Here is an 18,706-nt window from a genome sequence, read left to right as displayed (position 1 = left end):
TTTTACAACTTTATATAATTATTGATTTTCTTTTGTTTTCTTTACATTTATTATGGCATTATTTACCAATGGTTTAGCCCAAAAACCAATGCTGAAGATATATCCCAGCGTACCATACAAAACCGTCATGGCATAACGCAACCCAATTATATCGCCCAGTTTCCCGATTAGTAACGACATAACTGCTCCGCCTACAATACCGGTACATAAAATACCCGAGAAGGCTCCATGATTATTTTTAAGAGAATTTAATGCCAATGAAAAAACGACTGACCACATTACCGAAAGGGCAAAACCGGAGAGTGGAAATGCGTAAAGCGAAACCTCTGCGGTACCAAACAGCGCAAGAGTCAGACTTATAATAGCGCCTGTGGCAAACAAAATAAGCACTTTACGACTGTCTAAGAATTTAAGCAAAAGCAATCCCAGAAGACAGCCTGCCGTTAAAAGTCCCCAGAAATAAGCCACCGCTTCGGCACCAATCGTCTGAGGGGAATATTGATGATAATCGCTTAGAAATTTTGACATCCAATTGGCGATTCCCTGCTCTGTGCCTACGTAAGCAAAAGTTCCAAAGAAGAATAAAAGCACCGTTTTGTTTTTAAGCAAATCTTTGTAAACGCTCCAGGTTCCTGCTTTTTCGTCTTCCACTAACTCAACTTTCGGGAATTTAAAAAGCAAAATAATAACAGCCATTGTGAGTGCTGTTATAGCAAAAATCCAGTATAAGGAAACCCAATTCAGAGTATTAGGAACCAGTTTTGAGAGGATTTCCAGAAACTCGTTTGCATTTGTTCGGTCGTGTTTGATGTTGGTCACCAGATAACTATAAACCAGCGGACTTAAAAAAGAAGCCAATCCAAAAAACAATTGCGCCATTACCGAATTGAAAGCAAAATGTTCTTCACCTCCCGAGACTCTTAACAAGGGATTAATGGCTACTTGCAAAGCGGCCATCCCGATTCCTATTAAAAACAGCGAAACCAAAGCCATAGCATAATAAGGAAACAATCCGAACAAGAGTGAACCTACTGCGGCTATCAAAAAGGAAAACGTCATTACTTTTTTCTCTCTGTATTTCTCAAGCAAAACACCTGCTGAGGTTGACATTACACCATAAGCCGCAAAAAACGAAAACGGAAGAAAACCAACCATACCCAATGATAAATGGTAACTATTGATAATATCCGGAATCAATGGCCCCATAATGTTAGTCAGAAAAGAAATAACAAAAAAGGTCAAAAACACCAATCCCACTGTTAACTTACTCGTTTTCATCTGTTTGTTTATTAATTAAAAAGTTAGATTTAGGCATGCGTTTTCCCTTTGAATAAAAAAGTCTTATTTTGGATTTCTTATTCGCTTTATTTTAAATAGTTGTACTTCACTATTTACAGAAATGATCTTGCTGTTATTAGTCTACATTCCAGCCTTTGTATCTAAAAACGGGTTTTTCGCCTTTTAAAGCAGCCACCGGAAAAGTGACTTTTATTGTCCTGCTTTCTTTTGGTACTAATGAGATATAGTTATCTTCCCACAAAACCGGAACTATTGATTTCCCTGAAAGGTCTCCAACGATATTTAACTCAATTAAAAACGCGATAGCGGCTGATGGGTTTTTGAGTTCCACCGTAACCTCATAGTTCTCTTTTTCCTTTTTTATGGTATGCTGAGCGGCTATTTTTACTTTAGGCAATTTATCCAAATCTTTAAAGTCAGCATATTCCATTAAGGGCGTGTGTATCCAGTCTGATTTTTTAAAATCGAATACATCTTTTTTAGTCGACAACCAATAAAAATTATCCGCAATTGATTTTCCATTCTCATCTGATAAATTCATTTTCAGAAAATAGATTTTTGAATATGCTTTATCATTCGGTAAAGCGATCGTTTTGTACGAAGCATTTCCATTAACCGAAACCGTTTCTTCCTTTTCGAAAATTACTTTTCCGTCAAAATCAAATACCTTGACCCGAGCTTTCAATTTTTTAGTTTTCTGCGGATTTAAATTGCTTACATAAACCGCGTTATCACCATAATTGTAAGCGATATTTACCTGACGCGCGCCTAATCTTGCTCCATAAAAAGCGGCATTTGGCAAGAGATTGTAATCCCAAAACTGCCAGATTAGTTTGGGCCACGGCGAGTTAAACATCCATTGTACGATTCCTGTCGTATTGCTTCTGTTTATTGCAAAAGCTTCGTACATCGAACGCATCGATTCTAAATTTGAGGCCTGACTTTTAAAAGTAAAATCCTCAACATTATTCTGAATTCCGTATCTGTTGTTGAAAGCCGTTGTGAAACGCTCAAGGGTTTGAAATTCATTTCTTCCACAATGAAAATCCCAAGTTGTATTTATAGGCCATAATTTATCTTCGGGAATCATGCTTTTTACAACTTCAAGTGAAGGAACCTGAGGCCCCGGGCCTGTTTCAGTGTTAAAACCAAAAGCACCACCGTTCTCTGTGTCCACAAACCAATAATTGGGCGCTACATATTCATAAGGACCATTCATTTTTACTCCAGTTTTTCCTGAAATCGTACTTTCCATTCCTTTGCAAGACATTAAAAGAGGTCTCGAAGTATCAATTTCTTTAAACAAAATATTGTATTTTTCTTCCAATTCCGGACGAGGTAATTTATCACTCCCCATTACCCAGACAAAAATACTCGGATGGTTTCGTAGCCAATTCACGTGATCGCGGGTATAGTTGATAATGAGATTCATGTCTTCGGGAGTTTTGATCGACATAAAATCATCTTCCGGTTTGTCCAGGTACCCTTTCCATTCCCATTGACAGCTCCAACCCACCATCAGCAAAAGTCCCATTTCATCGGCCATTTCGTAAATTCTTTCGCTATTTCCCCAAAAACCTTCCATCCTAACCGTGTTCATGTTAGTCTGTTTTACATATTCTAATTGGGCTTTTACTTTTTCTTCGGTATCGTTTAAGAACATTCCATCGACCCAGCCGCCGCCTTTAATCAGAACTTCAACACCATTTAATTTATAACCTCTGTACCCTTTTGCAGTGATATAATCTTCGACTTCACGTATTCCGAAAGAAGTAGCTTTTGAATAGGAGACTTTTTTATTGGTTTCAATAGACAGGGTTAACGTGTACAAGTTTGGTTTTCCTAATTCGTACGTCCACCACAAACGAGGATTTTTAATATTCAACTGTTTAAATTCTGAAGATTTAAAAACAATGATTCGCTTCTCAAAAGGCTGAAGTGTTACTTTCTTTTCGAAAGTGATGTTTTCAATTTTTCCTTTTAAAAGTGCTTCTACCGCTTCGTTGGTATGGTTTACAGCCTCAGCCGAAATTTCCAATGTTGCATTCTTGTATTCTTTTTTATCAATTTTTGAGGTCACAAAAATGTTATTCAGACTAGTTTTATCTGAAATTTTAAGCTTTACAGGTCTCCAAAGTCCCAATTCGCGATCCGGTGCCATAGGTGCCCAATCGACAAAACCAATTGAAGGCTCATCCGGCTTTTGATGAAAAACTTCAACAGCAAGCACATTTTTTCCCTTTTTTATATGTTTTGAAATGTTTAAAGTAAATATTCTGAAACCTCCGAACAAACTGTCTGCAGCAGCAATCTTACTGCCATTCAGCCAAACATTGGCCCGATAATTAATCCCTTCAAACTGCAATTCTGTATTTTTTGAGGTGTCTTCGATAACAAATTCATTTCTATACCACCAAGGCACTCTAAATCGTGTCGTATCTACTTTACTGATGTTTTCCCCCATAAAAATATCAGCGTATTCTTTATTGGCAATTAAAGAAGCCATCACCGTTGACGGAACTGTGGTTGTATACCATTTTGAAACATCAAAACCGGCTACAGAAATCTTATCTCCCGAATTGTTTATTTGGGCAGATGATGCTATAGTCCAGCCTTCTTTTAATTGTTGTTCGAATTTTACATTTTGAGCATTTACAGCCATCATGCTGCTCATTACCCAAAAAAGAAATGAAATTAAAGTAGCATTAGTATAATTTATATTCTTCATAATTTTTCTTTTAATCTAATTAGGGAGATTACTATTGGTTAAAATTTAGGGTTTGAAACATTTTGGTCTTCTGACTTAGTCATTTAAATTCATCATTTTTTTACTACAAAATAAAAAAGGATATATTTCACTAAAACAAATTAAATGCTTCTAAAAAAGGTTAAAAAAACTAATAATTAAAACATTTTTAAGCATTTCATTAAAAACCACAAAACAAAAGTAGTCTTGTAATTGAATTGATAATGGTATATTTGCGATAATTAATCTTCATTTTGCGAATATTTACAATTCCAAAATCCGAAGCAAACTAGTAGTTATTTTCAGATTTCATTTTAATGTAAAGCACTGTATCCCAATTAACATCTAATAAAAATGACACCCAAAGTATTATTGTTAGTTAACTTTTCTGAAGAATATGGCCGAGGGCTTTTAAACGGAATTGCGAAATATTCCAGACTATTTGGTCCACTTAACTTTTGCCGGATTCCAATTGTAAGCGGAAATAAAAAGGATTTAAAAAATGCCATTGCATGGGCCAGAACCTGGGGCGCCAATGGCATTATAGCGCAAATTGAAAATGAACAGGTATTTGAAAAATTGCTTTCGTTAAACATTCCAATCATTGCGCAGGATACTAACGAACGTTTTGCCGGCATTCCAAACATTACCGGGCTTTATAAAGAAACGGGACACATGGCCGCTTCTTATTTTATCGAAAAAGGCTTTAAGAATTTTGCTTTTTATGGCTTTGACAATATTGTCTGGTCACGTGAACGATGTGAAGGGTTTTGCGAAAAAGTGAAAGAAGTCAATTGTAACGTTCACATCTACCAACATCAAAAAGAAGAAACTCCGCCATTATGGAGCTACAAGGAATCACAACTTGCCGATTGGCTTAAAGCTTTACCAAAACCAATCGCCATAATGACCTGCGACGATAATCAGGGGCAACATGTCACTGAAGCCTGTAAAGCAGTTGGCATCAACGTTCCCGAACAAGTCTCTGTGCTTGGAGTCGATAATGACCTGAGTATTTGCAATCTGTCTGATCCTCCTTTGTCGAGCATTTCTTTAAATACTGAAAAAGCCGGTTTCGAAACGGCACAGCTTCTTAGCAAAATGATGCAAAATAAAGAAGGGATTTACAACGATATTCAGGTAGAACATTTACAAATAATTACGCGCAGATCAACCGATTTTCTGGCGGTAAACGATAAAGAAATAAGCAAAGCGCTCCATTTTATCTATTACAATTATAAAGAAAGAATTGCCGTAGATGATGTTGTGAAAGCTACCGCATTGTCGAGAAGAGTTTTAGAAAAAAGGTTTCAATTGGTTTTAAAGCGAAGTATACTGGACGAAATCAACACTCTAAGAATCAAACAGGTCAAACAACTTTTGATCGAAACAGATCTGTCTGTCACAGAGATTTCAGATGTTTGTGGTTACACGGATATTAAAAATCTTTCGAGATATTTTAGCCGACACGAAGGGGTTAATCCTTTAGAATTTCGAAAATTGAAGCAATTGAAATAATTAATAAAGTGTCTTCTAAACCTTAATAGTATAAAGTTTAAGAACCTAAAACATCTTTTTTCAAACGCTTCCATTTTATAAAAAATACAATCGAGCAAATCAATAAAAGCAAAGACACTATTGAAACACTAATCAAGGGAACAATAAATTAAACCTCAAACTTGAAACAAAAAAAACAGGAACCAAAAAACAACATCAATTCAACCACCAAATACTGGCATTCAGAATTGCAGCAAAAGCAACCCAAACCATATACGGAATTAGTAAATACCCTGCTGTTTTGTTGATTTTAATAAATTTCAAATACGTTTCATAAATCATCAATTCTAAAACTGCAATCTCAATCAGAGCCAACATTGGGTTTTTCAATCCAAAGAAAAGATACGACCAAATCGCATTTAAAGTCAATTGAATCAAAAAGAAACCTAAAGCCGTTTTTACCTCTTGATTTTGTTCTTTTATTTTATCCCAAACCAATCCTGCTGCTACCGCCATTAAAACATAAAGAAACGTCCAAACCGGCATAAAAATCCAATTGGGCGGATTAAAAGCTGGTTTTACAAGCGTAACATACCAAGTCTCAATACTGGGTCTTGTAACCGTACTGGCAGAATAACCCACTAACAAACAAACCATTAAAGCAATTACAATTCGGACTATTTTATTCATTGTATTAAATTTTAAGCCAAAAATAGACAAAAAATGGACTTTTAAACCATATAAGTGATGTAAGTTCAGGAAAGTCTATGCGCTACTTCACACTGTCTCACATCACTTATATCGTTTAAATTTGCCACTTTTAGCATCAAACAAATAAAAAATGAGCTTTGTATAAACCAAACAAGCAAAGTAAAATCCAAGCGCTGCCTTATATTTTCTTACATCACTTATATGGTTTAAATATTCCCTTTTTAGCATCAAACAAATAAAAAATGAGCTTTGAACCCTATAAACCAAACATGCAAAGTAAAATCCAAGCGCTGCCTTATATTTTCTCACATCACTTATATGGTTTAAATATTCCCCTTTTAGCGCCAAATAAATAAGAAAAAGTATCTTTGTCAAAATTTTATATTTCATGTTTACAGCAACTGATTTTATTCCAAATAAATATACTTCGGATATCGAAAAAGATAATTTTGAGTGGAGCGCTCCCAGTAATATTGCATTAGTAAAATACTGGGGCAAAAAAGACAATCAGATTCCGGCGAATCCATCTGTGAGTTTTACACTTAACAATTGTAAAACGATCACTAAACTGGCTTTTGAGAAGAAACACACTTCGGCTTCGCTCAGTGTGACGGCGAATGATTTTTCTTTTGATTTGCTTTTTGAAGGAAAGCCAAAAGAAGATTTTAAACCCAAAATTCAGAAGTTTTTAGAAAGAATCGAAGTATATCTTCCTTTTTTGAAACACTATCATTTTACGATTGACACTCAGAACACCTTTCCGCACAGTTCAGGAATTGCCTCTTCGGCATCTGGAATGGCGGCTTTGGCAATGAACTTTATGAGTCTCGAAAAAGCACTGAATCCTGAAATGACCGACGATTATTTCTTTCAAAAAGCTTCATTTCTAGCACGTTTAGGTTCGGGAAGCGCCTGCAGAAGTGTAAAAGGAAAAGTGGTTGTTTGGGGAAATCAAGCCAATATTGAAGGTAGTTCTGACTTATTTGGAGTTGAATTTCCGTACGCCATACATGACAATTTCAAGAATTATCAAGACATCATTCTATTAGTCGATAAAGGCGAAAAACAGGTTTCCAGTACCGTTGGACATGATTTAATGCACAACCATCCGTATGCCGAAAGACGTTTTGCTCAGGCACATGAAAACCTGGATCAGTTAATTGCTATTTTCGAAAGCGGTAATCTGGACGAATTCATAAAAGTAGTAGAAAGTGAAGCCTTGACTTTACATGCTATGATGATGACTTCTATGCCCTACTATATTTTGATGAAACCGAACACTTTGCAGATCATCAATGCGATTTGGAAATTCAGAAAGGAAACTCAGATTCCGGTTTGTTTTACGCTTGATGCTGGGGCAAATGTTCACGTTCTGTATCCCGAAAACGTTAGCGAAAAAGTGTTACAATTTATTCAGGACGAATTAGTTGTATTTTGTCAGAATGGTCAGTACATTTGCGACAAAATTGGAGATGGTGCAATTGCATTATAATTTTTGTATCTTTAATTAAAAATTCAGATTATGGACATTCAATTAGAAAAACTCGAGTTGATCAAAATGTTAGCAGATACAGAAGATCCCGCTATCATTCAGTCCATCCGCAAAATTTTTAAGAAAGAAAAAAAAGATTGGTGGGAGGAGTTGACGGAGAATCAGAAAGCAGACATCGCTCAAAGTGAATTGGAATTTGAAAGAGGTGAATTTACAAGTTACGAAGAGGTGATGAAAAAATACAGCTGATGGATCTTAAAATAAATTTTTCCAAAACAGCTGAGAAAAATTTAGATACTGTTTTAAATTTTATTGAAACAAGATGGTCTAAAAAGTCGAAAGATATGTTTCTTGTGAAATTCCGAAAAGCAATTTCTATCATAGTTACGAATCCCGAGATTTTTCCGAAATCATCCGTAAATAAAAAATATCGTAAATGTGTGGTTACAAAACAGTCGAGCCTATTATACAGTTTTAGCGTGAATGAAATTAGGATTCACACTATTTTTGACACCAGACAAGACCCAAATAAAATAAAGAAAGACATTAAATAAATTATGAAAGGACCATTATTTTACTCGAAAATATTACTTTTTGGAGAATACGGAATTATCCGTGATTCCAAAGGACTTTCTATTCCTTATAACTTTTACAATGGTGCTTTAAAGAAAACCGAAGAACCTTCGGCGGAAGCTATTGCATCAAACGCAAGCCTGAAACGTTTCGTAGACTATCTTGAAACCTTACAAACAGAACAACCGGAATTGGTTACTTTTGATTTGACTACTTTAAAAAATGATGTTGAAACAGGTATGTATTTCGATTCCAGCATTCCACAAGGATACGGAGTTGGAAGCAGCGGTGCTCTTGTAGCGGCGATCTACGATAAATATGCTACAAATAAAATTACCGTTTTAGAAAATCTAACTCGCGAAAAACTGTTACAGCTTAAAAATATATTTTCTCAAATGGAGAGTTTTTTCCACGGAAAAAGCTCCGGTTTAGATCCTTTAAACAGTTATCTAAGCATTCCAATCTTAATCAATTCTAAAGACAATATTGAAGCAACCGGTATTCCGACTCAAAGTTTTGACGGAAAAGGCGCTGTGTTCTTATTAGACTCCGGAATTGTAGGCGAAACGGCTCCAATGGTAAATATTTTTATGGAAAACCTAAAAGACAAAGGTTTCCGTACCATGCTTAAAAACCAGTTTGTAAAATATACCGATGCCTGCGTAGAAAACTTTTTACATGGCGACATGAAATCGTTATTCACCAACACCAAGAAACTTTCTAAAGTTGTTTTGAACAACTTCAAACCAATGATTCCGGAACAATTTCACGGGATCTGGCAACACGGAATTGACACAAATGATTATTACTTAAAACTTTGTGGTTCTGGCGGTGGCGGTTATATTCTGGGTTTTACTGAAGATTTAGAACGCGCTAAAGTTTCGTTAAAGGACTATAAATTAGAAGTTGTTTATCAATTCTAATTTATAATTTCTCCAAAATTTTACCGTTCCAATAAGTAGAATTCAATTCTATTTGCCTTTTTGATTTTGTTACTTTGTCTGATTTTTTTATAAAAATTTAAACTAAACATGTCAATATGAAAAGTATCTTAAGAATTATAAGGACTACTCTTGTTGGAGGAATTCTTTTTTTGGTTCCGCTTGCCATATTTTTTATTCTCCTTGAGAAAGCCTATCATATTGTACAAAAAATAACACTTCCTTTATCGAGTCATTTGCCTAAAGTAAAAATATTAGGATTGGCGCTACAGGAAATAATCGGATTAGTAATTATCATCGTTATCTGTTTTTTAGCAGGTATAGTTGCCAAAACAAAAACGGCAAAAAATCTGGTTACTAAACTTGAAGATAAAATTTTAAGCCTGATTCCGGGATATTCGTTCATGAAAGGCATAAATGAAAACATATTCGGAACTAACGATGAAGAGAATTTAAAGGTAATTTTGGCTCGTGTAGATGATGGTTGGCAATTTGCTTTTTTGATCGAACAAATTAATGAAGATCATTTTACCGTTTTTATTCCGGATGCACCAAATCCAATGGGTGGAGGCGTTTATTTTATGGAAAAAGAACGAATTAAAGAAGTACCGGTTTCACAAAGAGAAGCGCTGCAATGCATAAGAAAACTTGGATTTGGTTCTGCAGCTCTATTAAAAGATGTACTTTAGCATTTAAATCCGTTAATGCTAATTAAAAAACAATAACCTCTAACAAAAAAATGTTAAGCAGAAAGAATAAAATTTTGGCGATGAAAGTTATTAGTTTGTTCTCTGTAGTGAGAGGTTACAACATTCCGATCATTGTTTTAGCACAGTATTTATCTGCCATTTTTATTCTGGCTCCCGAAAAAAGGGCTTTAGATATCTTACTTGATTTTCGCTTATTTTTAATCGTTTTTGCTTCTGCTATTACCATTGCTTCAGGTTATATTATCAATAATTTTTACGACAGTCAGAAAGATTTAATCAACAGACCCAATAAATCGATGTTGGACAGACTGGTGAGTCAGAAGACTAAATTATCGGTTTATTTTACTTTGAATTTTATTGCTGCATTAATGGCTCTAATTGTTTCCTGGAGAGCTTTTTTCTTCTTTTCCGGTTACATTTTCCTCATTTGGTTTTACTCCCATAAAATAAAAAAATACCCTATTGTCGGGAATTTAACTGCCGCTTTACTGGCTGTTATTCCTTTTTTTGCCATCTTACTCTATTTCTACAACGCCATATCATTTGAAGAGATTGAAAACCACATGAGTCACTTTGCGGTAATTTCTGCCCACGCCATGTTTCTGTTTTTATTGTTATTGATTCGCGAAATGATAAAAGATTTAGAAAATCTGAAAGGAGATCTGGCCAACAATTACAAAACTATTCCAATCATATACAATGAAAAGGTTTCAAAACAAATCATAACGGCCCTGACGTTTTTGACTATACTACCCGTTTATATTTTAATCAACATTTACGATGTGGGTTACATGGACATTTACTTCTATGTCTGTTACATCTTTTTGCTTTTTTTCCTGCTTTATCTCTGGAAATCAAATACAAAAGAGCAATTTTTACTGCTTCACAACACGCTAAAATTCTTAATTGTATCAGGGGTTTTCTGCATTGTTTTGATAAACCCAAGCGTTTTATGGCATGGAAAGAGTTTACTGCTTAAGATTTGATTTTTTATAATGAAGATGTAAAATATGAAATGTCACGTGTAAGATCTAAGATGAAACTGTAAACGTAGATCTAGACTGAAAACTAAATCACAACACTCGGTAAATCAACAAAAAAACAAGGCTATCAATCTAAGAACATTGAACTTAGGATTATTTAGCAAGAATAAACTATCTTTGCACAAATTACAGAATTTATGAACAATAAGGAAGGCAATAATAAAAGAGGTGGTTCTAGACCAAATAGCTCCAGATCAAACTCTAACAAGCCAAAACCTGCCATGCAAAAGCGTGCTCAAGGGCCGAAAAAAGTAAAACCTGCCGTGAAAGCAGCGGAGGAAGAAGCGGCACAAAAACTTAAAAAACAAAATCAGGCACCTAAAAGACAAAAAGCTGCTGACGAAATCCGTTTGAATAAATATATTTCGAATTCAGGAGTTTGCTCACGTCGTGATGCCGACATATACATTCAGTCTGGAAACGTAAAAGTAAATGGCGTTCCGGTTACTGAAATGGGATATTTAGTAAAATTAAATGATGTTGTAAACTTTGACGGTGTTACGCTTACTCCTGAGAAGAAAGAATACATCTTGTTGAATAAACCTAAAAACTTTACCACTGCTCTTGACGAAGGTCAGGAATACCGTAATGTTTTAGAATTAGTTCGTGGTTCTACTACAGCTAAAATTGCTCCAATTGGAAGAATGGACAAAAACACAACTGGTTTGTTGTTGTTTACAAATGATACTGATATGATTCGTAAATTTACTTTACCAAGTCAGAAATCATCTAAAATCTATCAGGTATCTTTAGATAAAAACCTGAAATATGAAGATTTAGAAAAAATCAGTAAAGGTTTAGTTCTTGACGGACACCGCGTTTTTGTAGAAGAAGTGAGTTATATTGACAATGAGCCTAAAAGCGAAATTGGACTTAAATTACGCTCTTCAAATGTAAAAGTGGTTCGTGCCGTTTTTGAACATTTTGATTATGACGTTTTACGTATCGATCGTGTTTCATTTGCAGGTCTTACCAAAAAGAATTTACCAAGAGGTAACTGGCGTTTCCTGACGGATCAAGAAATCATTAATTTGAAAAACGTTTAATTAGCTTCTCAAATAAAAATACAAATCCTATTTTGCTTCTGTAAAATGGGATTTTTTATTTTATAACAATTCTGACTAAGGGAAATATTAAAAGAAGTTATGTCCGAAAAGGGTAAAAATGGACCTTCCTAAGCTTGCTTGGTTTTTATCGTCTACCGTTTCGTAACAGGAGAATCCAAGTATTATTTTGATTCCGGGGTGAATACTGTTTAAGATATCTCTTTTCTGCTCTTCCAGCAATAATTTTAAACTATCTAAAAGCTGAACATTATTCTTAAGATACGAAACGACCAGTAGTGCTGAAAAATTAAGAATTTCTCTGGCGGTTTCACTTTTGATTCCGACTTCATTAGAAATCATTTCAGAGATCCGTCCTTTTTTGTTAGCGAAAATTTCTTTCAATAAACCATTTCCTTCTAAACGATAACAATCGTCAACTGATAAAATTCTACCAGAGGCAAAATCAACCTCTCCGTAAAATGTTGAATCCTCCTCTATCGATGACACTATTTGCTTATAGAAACCCGAATCCTCCGCTTTATTATACAATCCCATCAGAACTGTACCTATTGAAACATCAATTCCCTTTATTAAAAGAGCATCATTTTCAAAATAAAACTTATTCAACTTTGAGACAACATTAGAAGATATGAAACGTCTAAGTTCAATTTGTAGGTTCGGAGTCATACTATTTATTATTTTTAGAATTATTTAAATCCATTCAAAATAATCGACAAAGTGGGGCTTTTAATCGTTTATCTGGATAAAAATATAAAATATTTTAACATTTTCAAAAAATATGTTTAAAATTCACTAAAGGATTTACTGCTTATTTAACATCGAAAGCAAAAAGCCTCAATAAACATAACCCTTTCGTTATCAAAACAAAGGAAAAAAAGAAGGAAAGAAAATTAAAATATTTTTTGAGGAAATCAAAAAAATAAGAAAAAGCTTAAATCCTGAATGAAGATTTAAAACAATAAACTTCGATTCTGCCATACTATACTTATGAAAATCCCTGTAAAAATGATGCAAAACAAGAAGTTAATAAATCCCGAAGCAAGGAATCCCAACAAGGATCCTGTTGCCGCTTTTAAGGCGCGACGATGGTTTTTGGAATCATAAATAAGCTCCCCGATTAAAGCACCAAAAAAGGGCCCTAAAATTACTCCAAAAGGAATTGGAGAGAGAATCCCGACTATTAATCCAATATTAGTACCCCAAATTCCATAGGAGCTTCCGCCAAACTTCTTTGTTCCCTTGGCAGGAATAACATAATCCAAAATGGTAATAATTACGGTTATCAAAAGTGTAATTCCCAACAGCCAATAATTATTTTCGACAGCCTTGGTTAAGTACAACAACAACAAACCCACCCAACAACTGGATAATCCGGGTAAAACCGGTAAAAAACTACCAAAAATTCCAACTATTACACATACAAAACCAAGTAACACCAATATTAAATCCATATTTTTTTTGTAAATTCGTTCTTACAAGCAATTTAATCAACTATAACAATGTCAAGACTTTTGCCCTTATCTTTATTTTGTTTTTTGATCTTTATGAGCAATGTAAATATACACGCACAGGCCAAAAAACTTTCAATCGATGACCAATTAATTCAAGACAGTATTTATAAAAGTAATAAGAAAAAAGTATTAAATTTTTCTATGAAAGATTTTAATGCGCTTTTCCTCGAGTATTTTAATCGCAGGAGTGATCCAAATATTGTATTAAGCAAAACAGAATTTTATAACTATACCGTTCAGATTGCTACTTTTTCAGATCGCCTTTCGGCTTTATATCCTGAACAGAAAGAAGTTGCAGCGCAAAACAAAGAAGAATGGCTTTCAAAAAGCTATGAAGAATATCTCCAATACAAAGCATCCCAAAAAAAATAATCGTATTTTTACAACCGAATCAAATCAGTTTCATTCAACATCAAAATCTTGAGACAACTTCTTCTTTTTATAGTCGTTTTACTTTTCAATTCTTGTCAATATTTTGAGAAGCAGGTTCCGTCTGAAAAAGAATTGCTGCAAAAAGAACTAAAATCGATTAACTGGAAAGAAGTTGATGAATTCCCCTCTGTAGTAGATTGCGAAAAAATAGCGGATAAAAAACTGCGTCAACAATGTTTCTTCGAAAAAATGGCACAGCTTATTCAGGAAAAATTAGATATCGATTCCCTTTCTATTCTTTATCCCGAACTTGATACGATTGAAGTAAAAGTGACCGTTTTTCCTAATGCTACAATGCAATTTGAGCCTCAATTCCCAAAAGATTCTGTTGCTTACGACACAATCAAAATTGACAGTATCCTGCACGCGCGTTTAGTCGATTTCCCTAAAGTAAATCCTGCCATCAAACGCGGAATTCCGGTAAAAACCCAGTTTATCCTACCTGTAATTATTAAAGCAAAAGATGCTAAGTAAATTGGTTTAAACCATATAAGTTATGTAAGAAAATATAAGATTGTCTTTAATGAACCTATATCACTTACATGGCTCAAATCAGACTCTGTTTGTTTTAAAGACGATATTCTAACCATATAAGTAATTTAAGAAAATATAAATTTGCTTTAAAATGAACTTATATTACTTACGTGGTTCAAATTACACACAGCTTGATTTAAGATTTAAATGTTTGTACTTTAAATGCTACACTTTAAACCGTCTCTCTTTCCATTCGTAAGAACCGAATAAACTGTACAAAGCTACCGTCGAGCTAAAAAAGGGATATAAGATACTGCTCAGAATAAGGTTTTTTATTCTGGTCTTTCTTAAAAACTGATTTGTGCTATAAAGCAATACAAAATCAATTATGAACTTTGAAAAGACAAACAAGACAAAAAGCTTCCACGACCAGATTCCAAAGACAAAAAGTACAGTTCCGATTACAAAACTCAGATTTCCGAAGAAAACAATCAATCCCAGCGCCTTTCCAAAAACACTCTGATACGAACTTGTTTTGGCTGCCCAGCGTACTCTCTGATAAAACAATGATTTCCAGTCCTGCGTTGGTTGCGTGTGTACAATTGCAGCTTCCGCTTTTAAATAATGAATTTTTTTTTGACATAATTCTACTCCTTTTTGAAGTAAAAAAACATCATCGCCACTCGCAATTTTATTATTACCATCAAAACCATTTAATTTTTCAAACAAAACTTTTGTGTATGCAAAATTAGCACCGTTACACATAAAGGCTCTTTCTAGTCCAAAACTTCCAATGGTTGCTCCTTGTAAACTGGTAAGATCCAACTGCTGAAAATGGTGCAAAAATGAATCCTCACAATCGTAGGTAACCGCGCCCGCTAACATCGAAACCCTATTCTCCTGAATATAATTATCAAAAGTCAGCAACCAGTTTTCCGAAACGATACAATCTGCATCGGTAGTAATAACCCAATCAGTTTTTACATGTTGCATTGCCGTAGAAATAGCGTCCTTTTTAGGAGATTCCGAAACCCTGATCGTGTCGATCACCGAAACCTGAAACCTGAAACTTGAAACCTCAAAATGATCACTAGACTGATCATCCACCAAAATAACCTCAAACAAATCAGTCGGGTAATTGAGCTTTGAAAAGCTTGCTAAAAGATGCGGCAAATTATCTGCTTCGTTTCTAAAAGGTACTATAATTGTAAAACCCGTTTGAGGCTTTAAATTATTCTCTTTGTACTTCTTTACTTTGGTATAACCATAAATAAGCCACCCAATTGTTAGCACATAAATTGCTAATATGACCAACAAAGCCAGGCTCATTTTGCGGTTTTAGTTTTAAAATTCAATACATAATAGCTGCCTAAAATGACCGGCAAAACCACATTTAAAAACCACATTAAGGTCGAGATAAAAACAACAATCCATTCGTTTACGCCTAAAATTCCGAAGAAATAAATGGCAACACTTCCTTTTACCGCGAAATCCAAAAACTGAAAAGTGGGTAAAGAAGAAGCTAAAAAGTAAACCACTGCAATGGTTGCAATGAGTGTGAAATAAGGCAATTCAACATCAAAAGCCAGAAATAAAAAATAATACTGATGCGAGAAAACCAAATAACGACAAATCCCTAAAAGTATATTTTTTTGGTGAACGGACTTCGGAAGCTCGTTAATCTTATGAAGCAATTTCTCGATGGAGTATCCTTTGATTTTTATTTTCTTCAACGAAAACAAAACAATAAAAAATAAAAAGAAAACCGCAAACAGTATTGCCACCGTTTTGGTGGTAATTACATTGTATTTGGCATTGAAATACAACAATCCGAAAATCCCAAAAATCACGGTCAGAACCATTTGAATTCCATTACAGATCAGATTCAGAAAAACCACTTTTTTGGCTTCCGATTTCGAGTAAAACAAGGCTTTTCCGGCATATTCCCCTACCCCGTTTGGCGTAAAAATTCCGGCGGTTAAGGCCGCCAAAACTTCTTTGGTAGCTTGTCCTACCGAAATTTCATGCAATACTTTAGCCAGATTCTGCCATTTTAGAATCTCAAAATAACGATTCAGAACACTCAAAAGCAAAATAAAAGCTATTCCTAAAACGGATTGGTTTTTACGAAATAAAGTAATAAACTTCTGCCAATCGAGTTTATCGTTGTGCGCCAACTGATCGTAAATAAAATAAAATGCACCGCCTACAATCAAAAGTTTGGCTAGAAGAACAAGGAATTGTTTAGCTTTGTGGGGAATTGAAATCATAGCGCAAAAGTAAGCAATTAGAGAATGTGACCATTTGAAAATTAGAAAATGTGTCAATTTGAAAATGAGACAATGAGGAAATATGTCCTTATCCGTTTTCAACTTGAAACTTGAAACGTGACATGAGACTGGAAGCCGAATGGCGAAACAAACAAAAAACTTGAAACAAAAACTCTCTTGACAAAAGAACGCATCATATTAGGCATCGACCCCGGAACAACGATTATGGGTTTTGGATTGATTAAAGTCATTAATAAAAAAATGGAATTCCTGCAGCTTAACGAATTGCAACTTTCCAAATATGACAATCATTACCAGAAACTTAAAATCATTTTTGAGCGTACCATAGAATTAATCGAAACACATAATCCGGACGAAATTGCGATCGAAGCACCTTTCTTTGGCAAAAACGTACAATCGATGCTAAAATTAGGTCGTGCGCAAGGCGTTGCAATGGCGGCGGGACTTTCAAGGGATATTCCGATTACAGAATACGAACCCAAAAAGATAAAAATGGCAATTACCGGAAACGGAAATGCCAGCAAAGAACAAGTTGCCAAAATGCTCCAACAGCTTTTAGGCTTGAAAGAACTTCCAAAAAACCTCGATTCAACTGATGGTTTGGCGGCTGCGGTCTGTCATTTTTTCAATTCCGGAAAAATTGTTGCCGGACAAAGCTATTCGGGTTGGGATGCTTTTGTGAAACAGAATGAGGAACGAGTTAAGAAATAATTTTCAGTCTCAGTTTTCAGTCTCAGAACTGAAAACTGAGACTGGGACTGCAAACTAAAAAAATGAGCGGCATCTACATCCACATACCTTTCTGCAAACAGGCTTGCCATTATTGCGATTTTCATTTTTCGACTTCGATGAAGAAGAAAGAGGAAATGGTTTTGGCTATTGCCAAAGAAATCCGGATGCGTAAAAATGAGTTCGACAACCAAATTGAAACTATTTATTTTGGTGGCGGAACTCCATCTGTCTTAGAGAATTCAGAATTACAACTTTTGATTGACACCGTTTACGAGAATTATAAAGTTGCTGAAAATCCGGAAATCACACTCGAAGCCAATCCGGATGACTTGTCTAAAGAGCGAATTTTTGAGTTATCTAAAAGTCCTATAAACCGCCTTAGCATTGGTATTCAGTCTTTTTTTGAAGAGGATTTAAAACTGATGAATCGCGCTCATAATTCGGCGGAAGCCAAAAATTGTTTAGCCGAGGCAACTAAATATTTCGATAACATTTCGCTCGATTTAATTTATGGCATTCCGGGAATGACAGATGAAATGTGGAAACAGAATATTGAAACTGCCTTAAGTTTCGGCATTCCGCACATTTCAAGTTATGCTCTTACGGTTGAACCCAAAACTGCCTTGAAGAAACTTATCGATACCGGAAAAATTGCTGAACCCCAGGATGAAGTCGCTTCCAATCACTTTATGATTTTGGTAGAAATGCTTCAGAAAAACAATTTCATTCATTACGAATTATCCAACTTTGGTAAAGAAAACTACTTCTCCAAAAACAATTCGGCTTATTGGCTGGGTAAAAAATATATTGGCGTCGGACCTTCGGCACATAGTTATGATGGTGAAAAAAGAGGCTGGAATGTGGCGAATAATGCACTGTATATCAAATCCATTCAAGATAACACTCTACCGATAGAAACTGAAATTCTTTCAAAATCAGATCGCTACAACGAATACATCATGACGGGATTACGAACCATTTGGGGCGTTTCTCTCGAAAGAATTAAAGATGAATTTGGCACTGAATATTTAGATTATCTGAAGCAACAAGCACAAAAATTCTTAAATGACGAATTGCTTTATATTGCTGACAACATTTTAAGACCAACCCCAAAAGGAAAATTTTTGACGGATGGGATAGCATCGGATCTATTTTTCTTAAATTTGAAATGAGAAAATTAGCCACGA

At 34.9% G+C, this 18,706-nt stretch carries 19 protein-coding genes; 11 read left to right on the top strand and 8 right to left on the bottom strand.

What is annotated here, in order from left to right; genetic code table 11:
• Positions 1-18 precede the first annotated feature (18 nt).
• Together ACHRV3_RS18965 and ACHRV3_RS18960 are read right to left on the bottom strand one after the other, a co-directional pair.
• Positions 19-1,278 (bottom strand): MFS transporter, encoded by a 1,260-nt coding sequence (locus tag ACHRV3_RS18965; protein ID WP_395435839.1) that lies wholly within the window; start codon positions 1,276-1,278, stop codon positions 19-21.
• Between the two features lie 136 nt (positions 1,279-1,414).
• A complete protein-coding gene (locus tag ACHRV3_RS18960; protein ID WP_395435840.1) occupies positions 1,415-4,027 on the bottom strand; it encodes a glycosyl hydrolase 2 galactose-binding domain-containing protein in 2,613 nt (870 codons plus the stop codon).
• Positions 4,028-4,399: 372 nt separating this feature from the next.
• Here ACHRV3_RS18960 and ACHRV3_RS18955 point away from each other — a divergent pair, with 372 nt between their 5' ends.
• The gene (locus tag ACHRV3_RS18955; RefSeq protein ID WP_395435841.1) at positions 4,400-5,563 is read left to right on the top strand and encodes a substrate-binding domain-containing protein; all 1,164 of its coding nucleotides are present in this window, start codon (positions 4,400-4,402) and stop codon (positions 5,561-5,563) included.
• Between the two features lie 195 nt (positions 5,564-5,758).
• Here ACHRV3_RS18955 and ACHRV3_RS18950 read toward each other — a convergent pair whose 3' ends face one another.
• Together ACHRV3_RS18950 and ACHRV3_RS18945 are read right to left on the bottom strand one after the other, a co-directional pair.
• The gene (locus ACHRV3_RS18950; RefSeq protein WP_047777775.1) at positions 5,759-6,232 is read right to left on the bottom strand and encodes a TspO/MBR family protein; all 474 of its coding nucleotides are present in this window, start codon (positions 6,230-6,232) and stop codon (positions 5,759-5,761) included.
• 102 nt (positions 6,233-6,334) lie between these two features.
• The gene (locus ACHRV3_RS18945) at positions 6,335-6,643 is read right to left on the bottom strand and encodes a hypothetical protein (RefSeq protein WP_395435842.1); all 309 of its coding nucleotides are present in this window, start codon (positions 6,641-6,643) and stop codon (positions 6,335-6,337) included.
• On the opposite strand from ACHRV3_RS18945, the gene ACHRV3_RS18940 reads away from it, so the two are divergent.
• From ACHRV3_RS18940 to ACHRV3_RS18915, 6 genes are all read left to right on the top strand, one after another.
• Positions 6,642-7,745 carry a diphosphomevalonate/mevalonate 3,5-bisphosphate decarboxylase family protein gene (locus tag ACHRV3_RS18940; protein WP_395435843.1) on the top strand — a complete coding sequence of 368 codons (1,104 nt, stop codon included), beginning with the start codon at positions 6,642-6,644 and terminating at the stop codon, positions 7,743-7,745. The genes ACHRV3_RS18945 and ACHRV3_RS18940 overlap by 2 nt on opposite strands.
• A 30-nt stretch (positions 7,746-7,775) precedes the next feature.
• A complete protein-coding gene (locus ACHRV3_RS18935; RefSeq protein ID WP_395435844.1) occupies positions 7,776-7,994 on the top strand; it encodes a hypothetical protein in 219 nt (72 codons plus the stop codon).
• A gap of 308 nt (positions 7,995-8,302) precedes the next feature.
• Positions 8,303-9,241 carry a mevalonate kinase gene (locus ACHRV3_RS18930; protein ID WP_047777768.1) on the top strand — a complete coding sequence of 313 codons (939 nt, stop codon included), beginning with the start codon at positions 8,303-8,305 and terminating at the stop codon, positions 9,239-9,241.
• Between the two features lie 116 nt (positions 9,242-9,357).
• A complete protein-coding gene (locus ACHRV3_RS18925; RefSeq protein WP_230004362.1) occupies positions 9,358-9,948 on the top strand; it encodes a DUF502 domain-containing protein in 591 nt (196 codons plus the stop codon).
• 50 nt (positions 9,949-9,998) lie between these two features.
• On the top strand, positions 9,999-10,955 hold the full coding sequence (locus ACHRV3_RS18920; protein ID WP_230004361.1) for a geranylgeranylglycerol-phosphate geranylgeranyltransferase: 957 nt from the start codon (positions 9,999-10,001) through the stop codon (positions 10,953-10,955).
• Between the two features lie 194 nt (positions 10,956-11,149).
• Positions 11,150-12,058, top strand: coding sequence for a pseudouridine synthase (locus ACHRV3_RS18915; protein WP_047777762.1), 909 nt, complete (start codon positions 11,150-11,152; stop codon positions 12,056-12,058).
• An 87-nt stretch (positions 12,059-12,145) separates the two neighbouring features.
• Here ACHRV3_RS18915 and ACHRV3_RS18910 read toward each other — a convergent pair whose 3' ends face one another.
• Together ACHRV3_RS18910 and ACHRV3_RS18905 are read right to left on the bottom strand one after the other, a co-directional pair.
• Entirely contained in the window at positions 12,146-12,745 is a 600-nt protein-coding gene (locus ACHRV3_RS18910; RefSeq protein ID WP_047777760.1) for a DUF937 domain-containing protein, read from the bottom strand.
• Positions 12,746-13,029: 284 nt separating this feature from the next.
• Positions 13,030-13,530: a DUF456 domain-containing protein gene (locus ACHRV3_RS18905; RefSeq protein WP_395426510.1), complete on the bottom strand. Its 501-nt coding sequence runs from the start codon at positions 13,528-13,530 to the stop codon at positions 13,030-13,032.
• 93 nt (positions 13,531-13,623) lie between these two features.
• Between ACHRV3_RS18905 and ACHRV3_RS18900 the strand changes: the two genes are divergently transcribed.
• Together ACHRV3_RS18900 and ACHRV3_RS18895 are read left to right on the top strand one after the other, a co-directional pair.
• Positions 13,624-13,962 (top strand): hypothetical protein, encoded by a 339-nt coding sequence (locus ACHRV3_RS18900; protein WP_047777756.1) that lies wholly within the window; start codon positions 13,624-13,626, stop codon positions 13,960-13,962.
• A 48-nt stretch (positions 13,963-14,010) separates the two neighbouring features.
• Positions 14,011-14,496: a hypothetical protein gene (locus ACHRV3_RS18895; RefSeq protein ID WP_047777755.1), complete on the top strand. Its 486-nt coding sequence runs from the start codon at positions 14,011-14,013 to the stop codon at positions 14,494-14,496.
• Positions 14,497-14,721: 225 nt separating this feature from the next.
• Here the strand turns inward: ACHRV3_RS18895 and ACHRV3_RS18890 are convergent, their stop codons facing one another.
• Together ACHRV3_RS18890 and ACHRV3_RS18885 are read right to left on the bottom strand one after the other, a co-directional pair.
• Complete coding sequence (locus ACHRV3_RS18890; RefSeq protein ID WP_395435845.1) at positions 14,722-15,825, bottom strand: glycosyltransferase; 1,104 nt, start codon at positions 15,823-15,825, stop codon at positions 14,722-14,724.
• Positions 15,822-16,766, bottom strand: coding sequence for a lysylphosphatidylglycerol synthase domain-containing protein (locus ACHRV3_RS18885; RefSeq protein WP_395435846.1), 945 nt, complete (start codon positions 16,764-16,766; stop codon positions 15,822-15,824). Before ACHRV3_RS18885 ends, ACHRV3_RS18890 begins: the two co-directional genes overlap by 4 nt.
• Positions 16,767-16,943: 177 nt before the next feature.
• On the opposite strand from ACHRV3_RS18885, the gene ruvC reads away from it, so the two are divergent.
• Both ruvC and hemW read left to right on the top strand, forming a co-directional pair.
• A complete protein-coding gene (gene ruvC, locus ACHRV3_RS18880) occupies positions 16,944-17,498 on the top strand; it encodes a crossover junction endodeoxyribonuclease RuvC (RefSeq protein WP_082210647.1) in 555 nt (184 codons plus the stop codon).
• 62 nt (positions 17,499-17,560) lie between these two features.
• The gene (hemW, locus tag ACHRV3_RS18875; protein WP_395435847.1) at positions 17,561-18,691 is read left to right on the top strand and encodes a radical SAM family heme chaperone HemW; all 1,131 of its coding nucleotides are present in this window, start codon (positions 17,561-17,563) and stop codon (positions 18,689-18,691) included.
• The last annotated feature ends 15 nt before the right edge of the window (positions 18,692-18,706 follow it).

This window comes from Flavobacterium sp. FlaQc-49, assembly GCF_044005985.1.
Taxonomy (GTDB): Bacteria; Bacteroidota; Bacteroidia; order Flavobacteriales; family Flavobacteriaceae; genus Flavobacterium; species Flavobacterium cupriresistens.
Note: the sequence above shows the minus strand (reverse complement) of the source record. Positions and strands in the feature narration are given on the sequence as shown.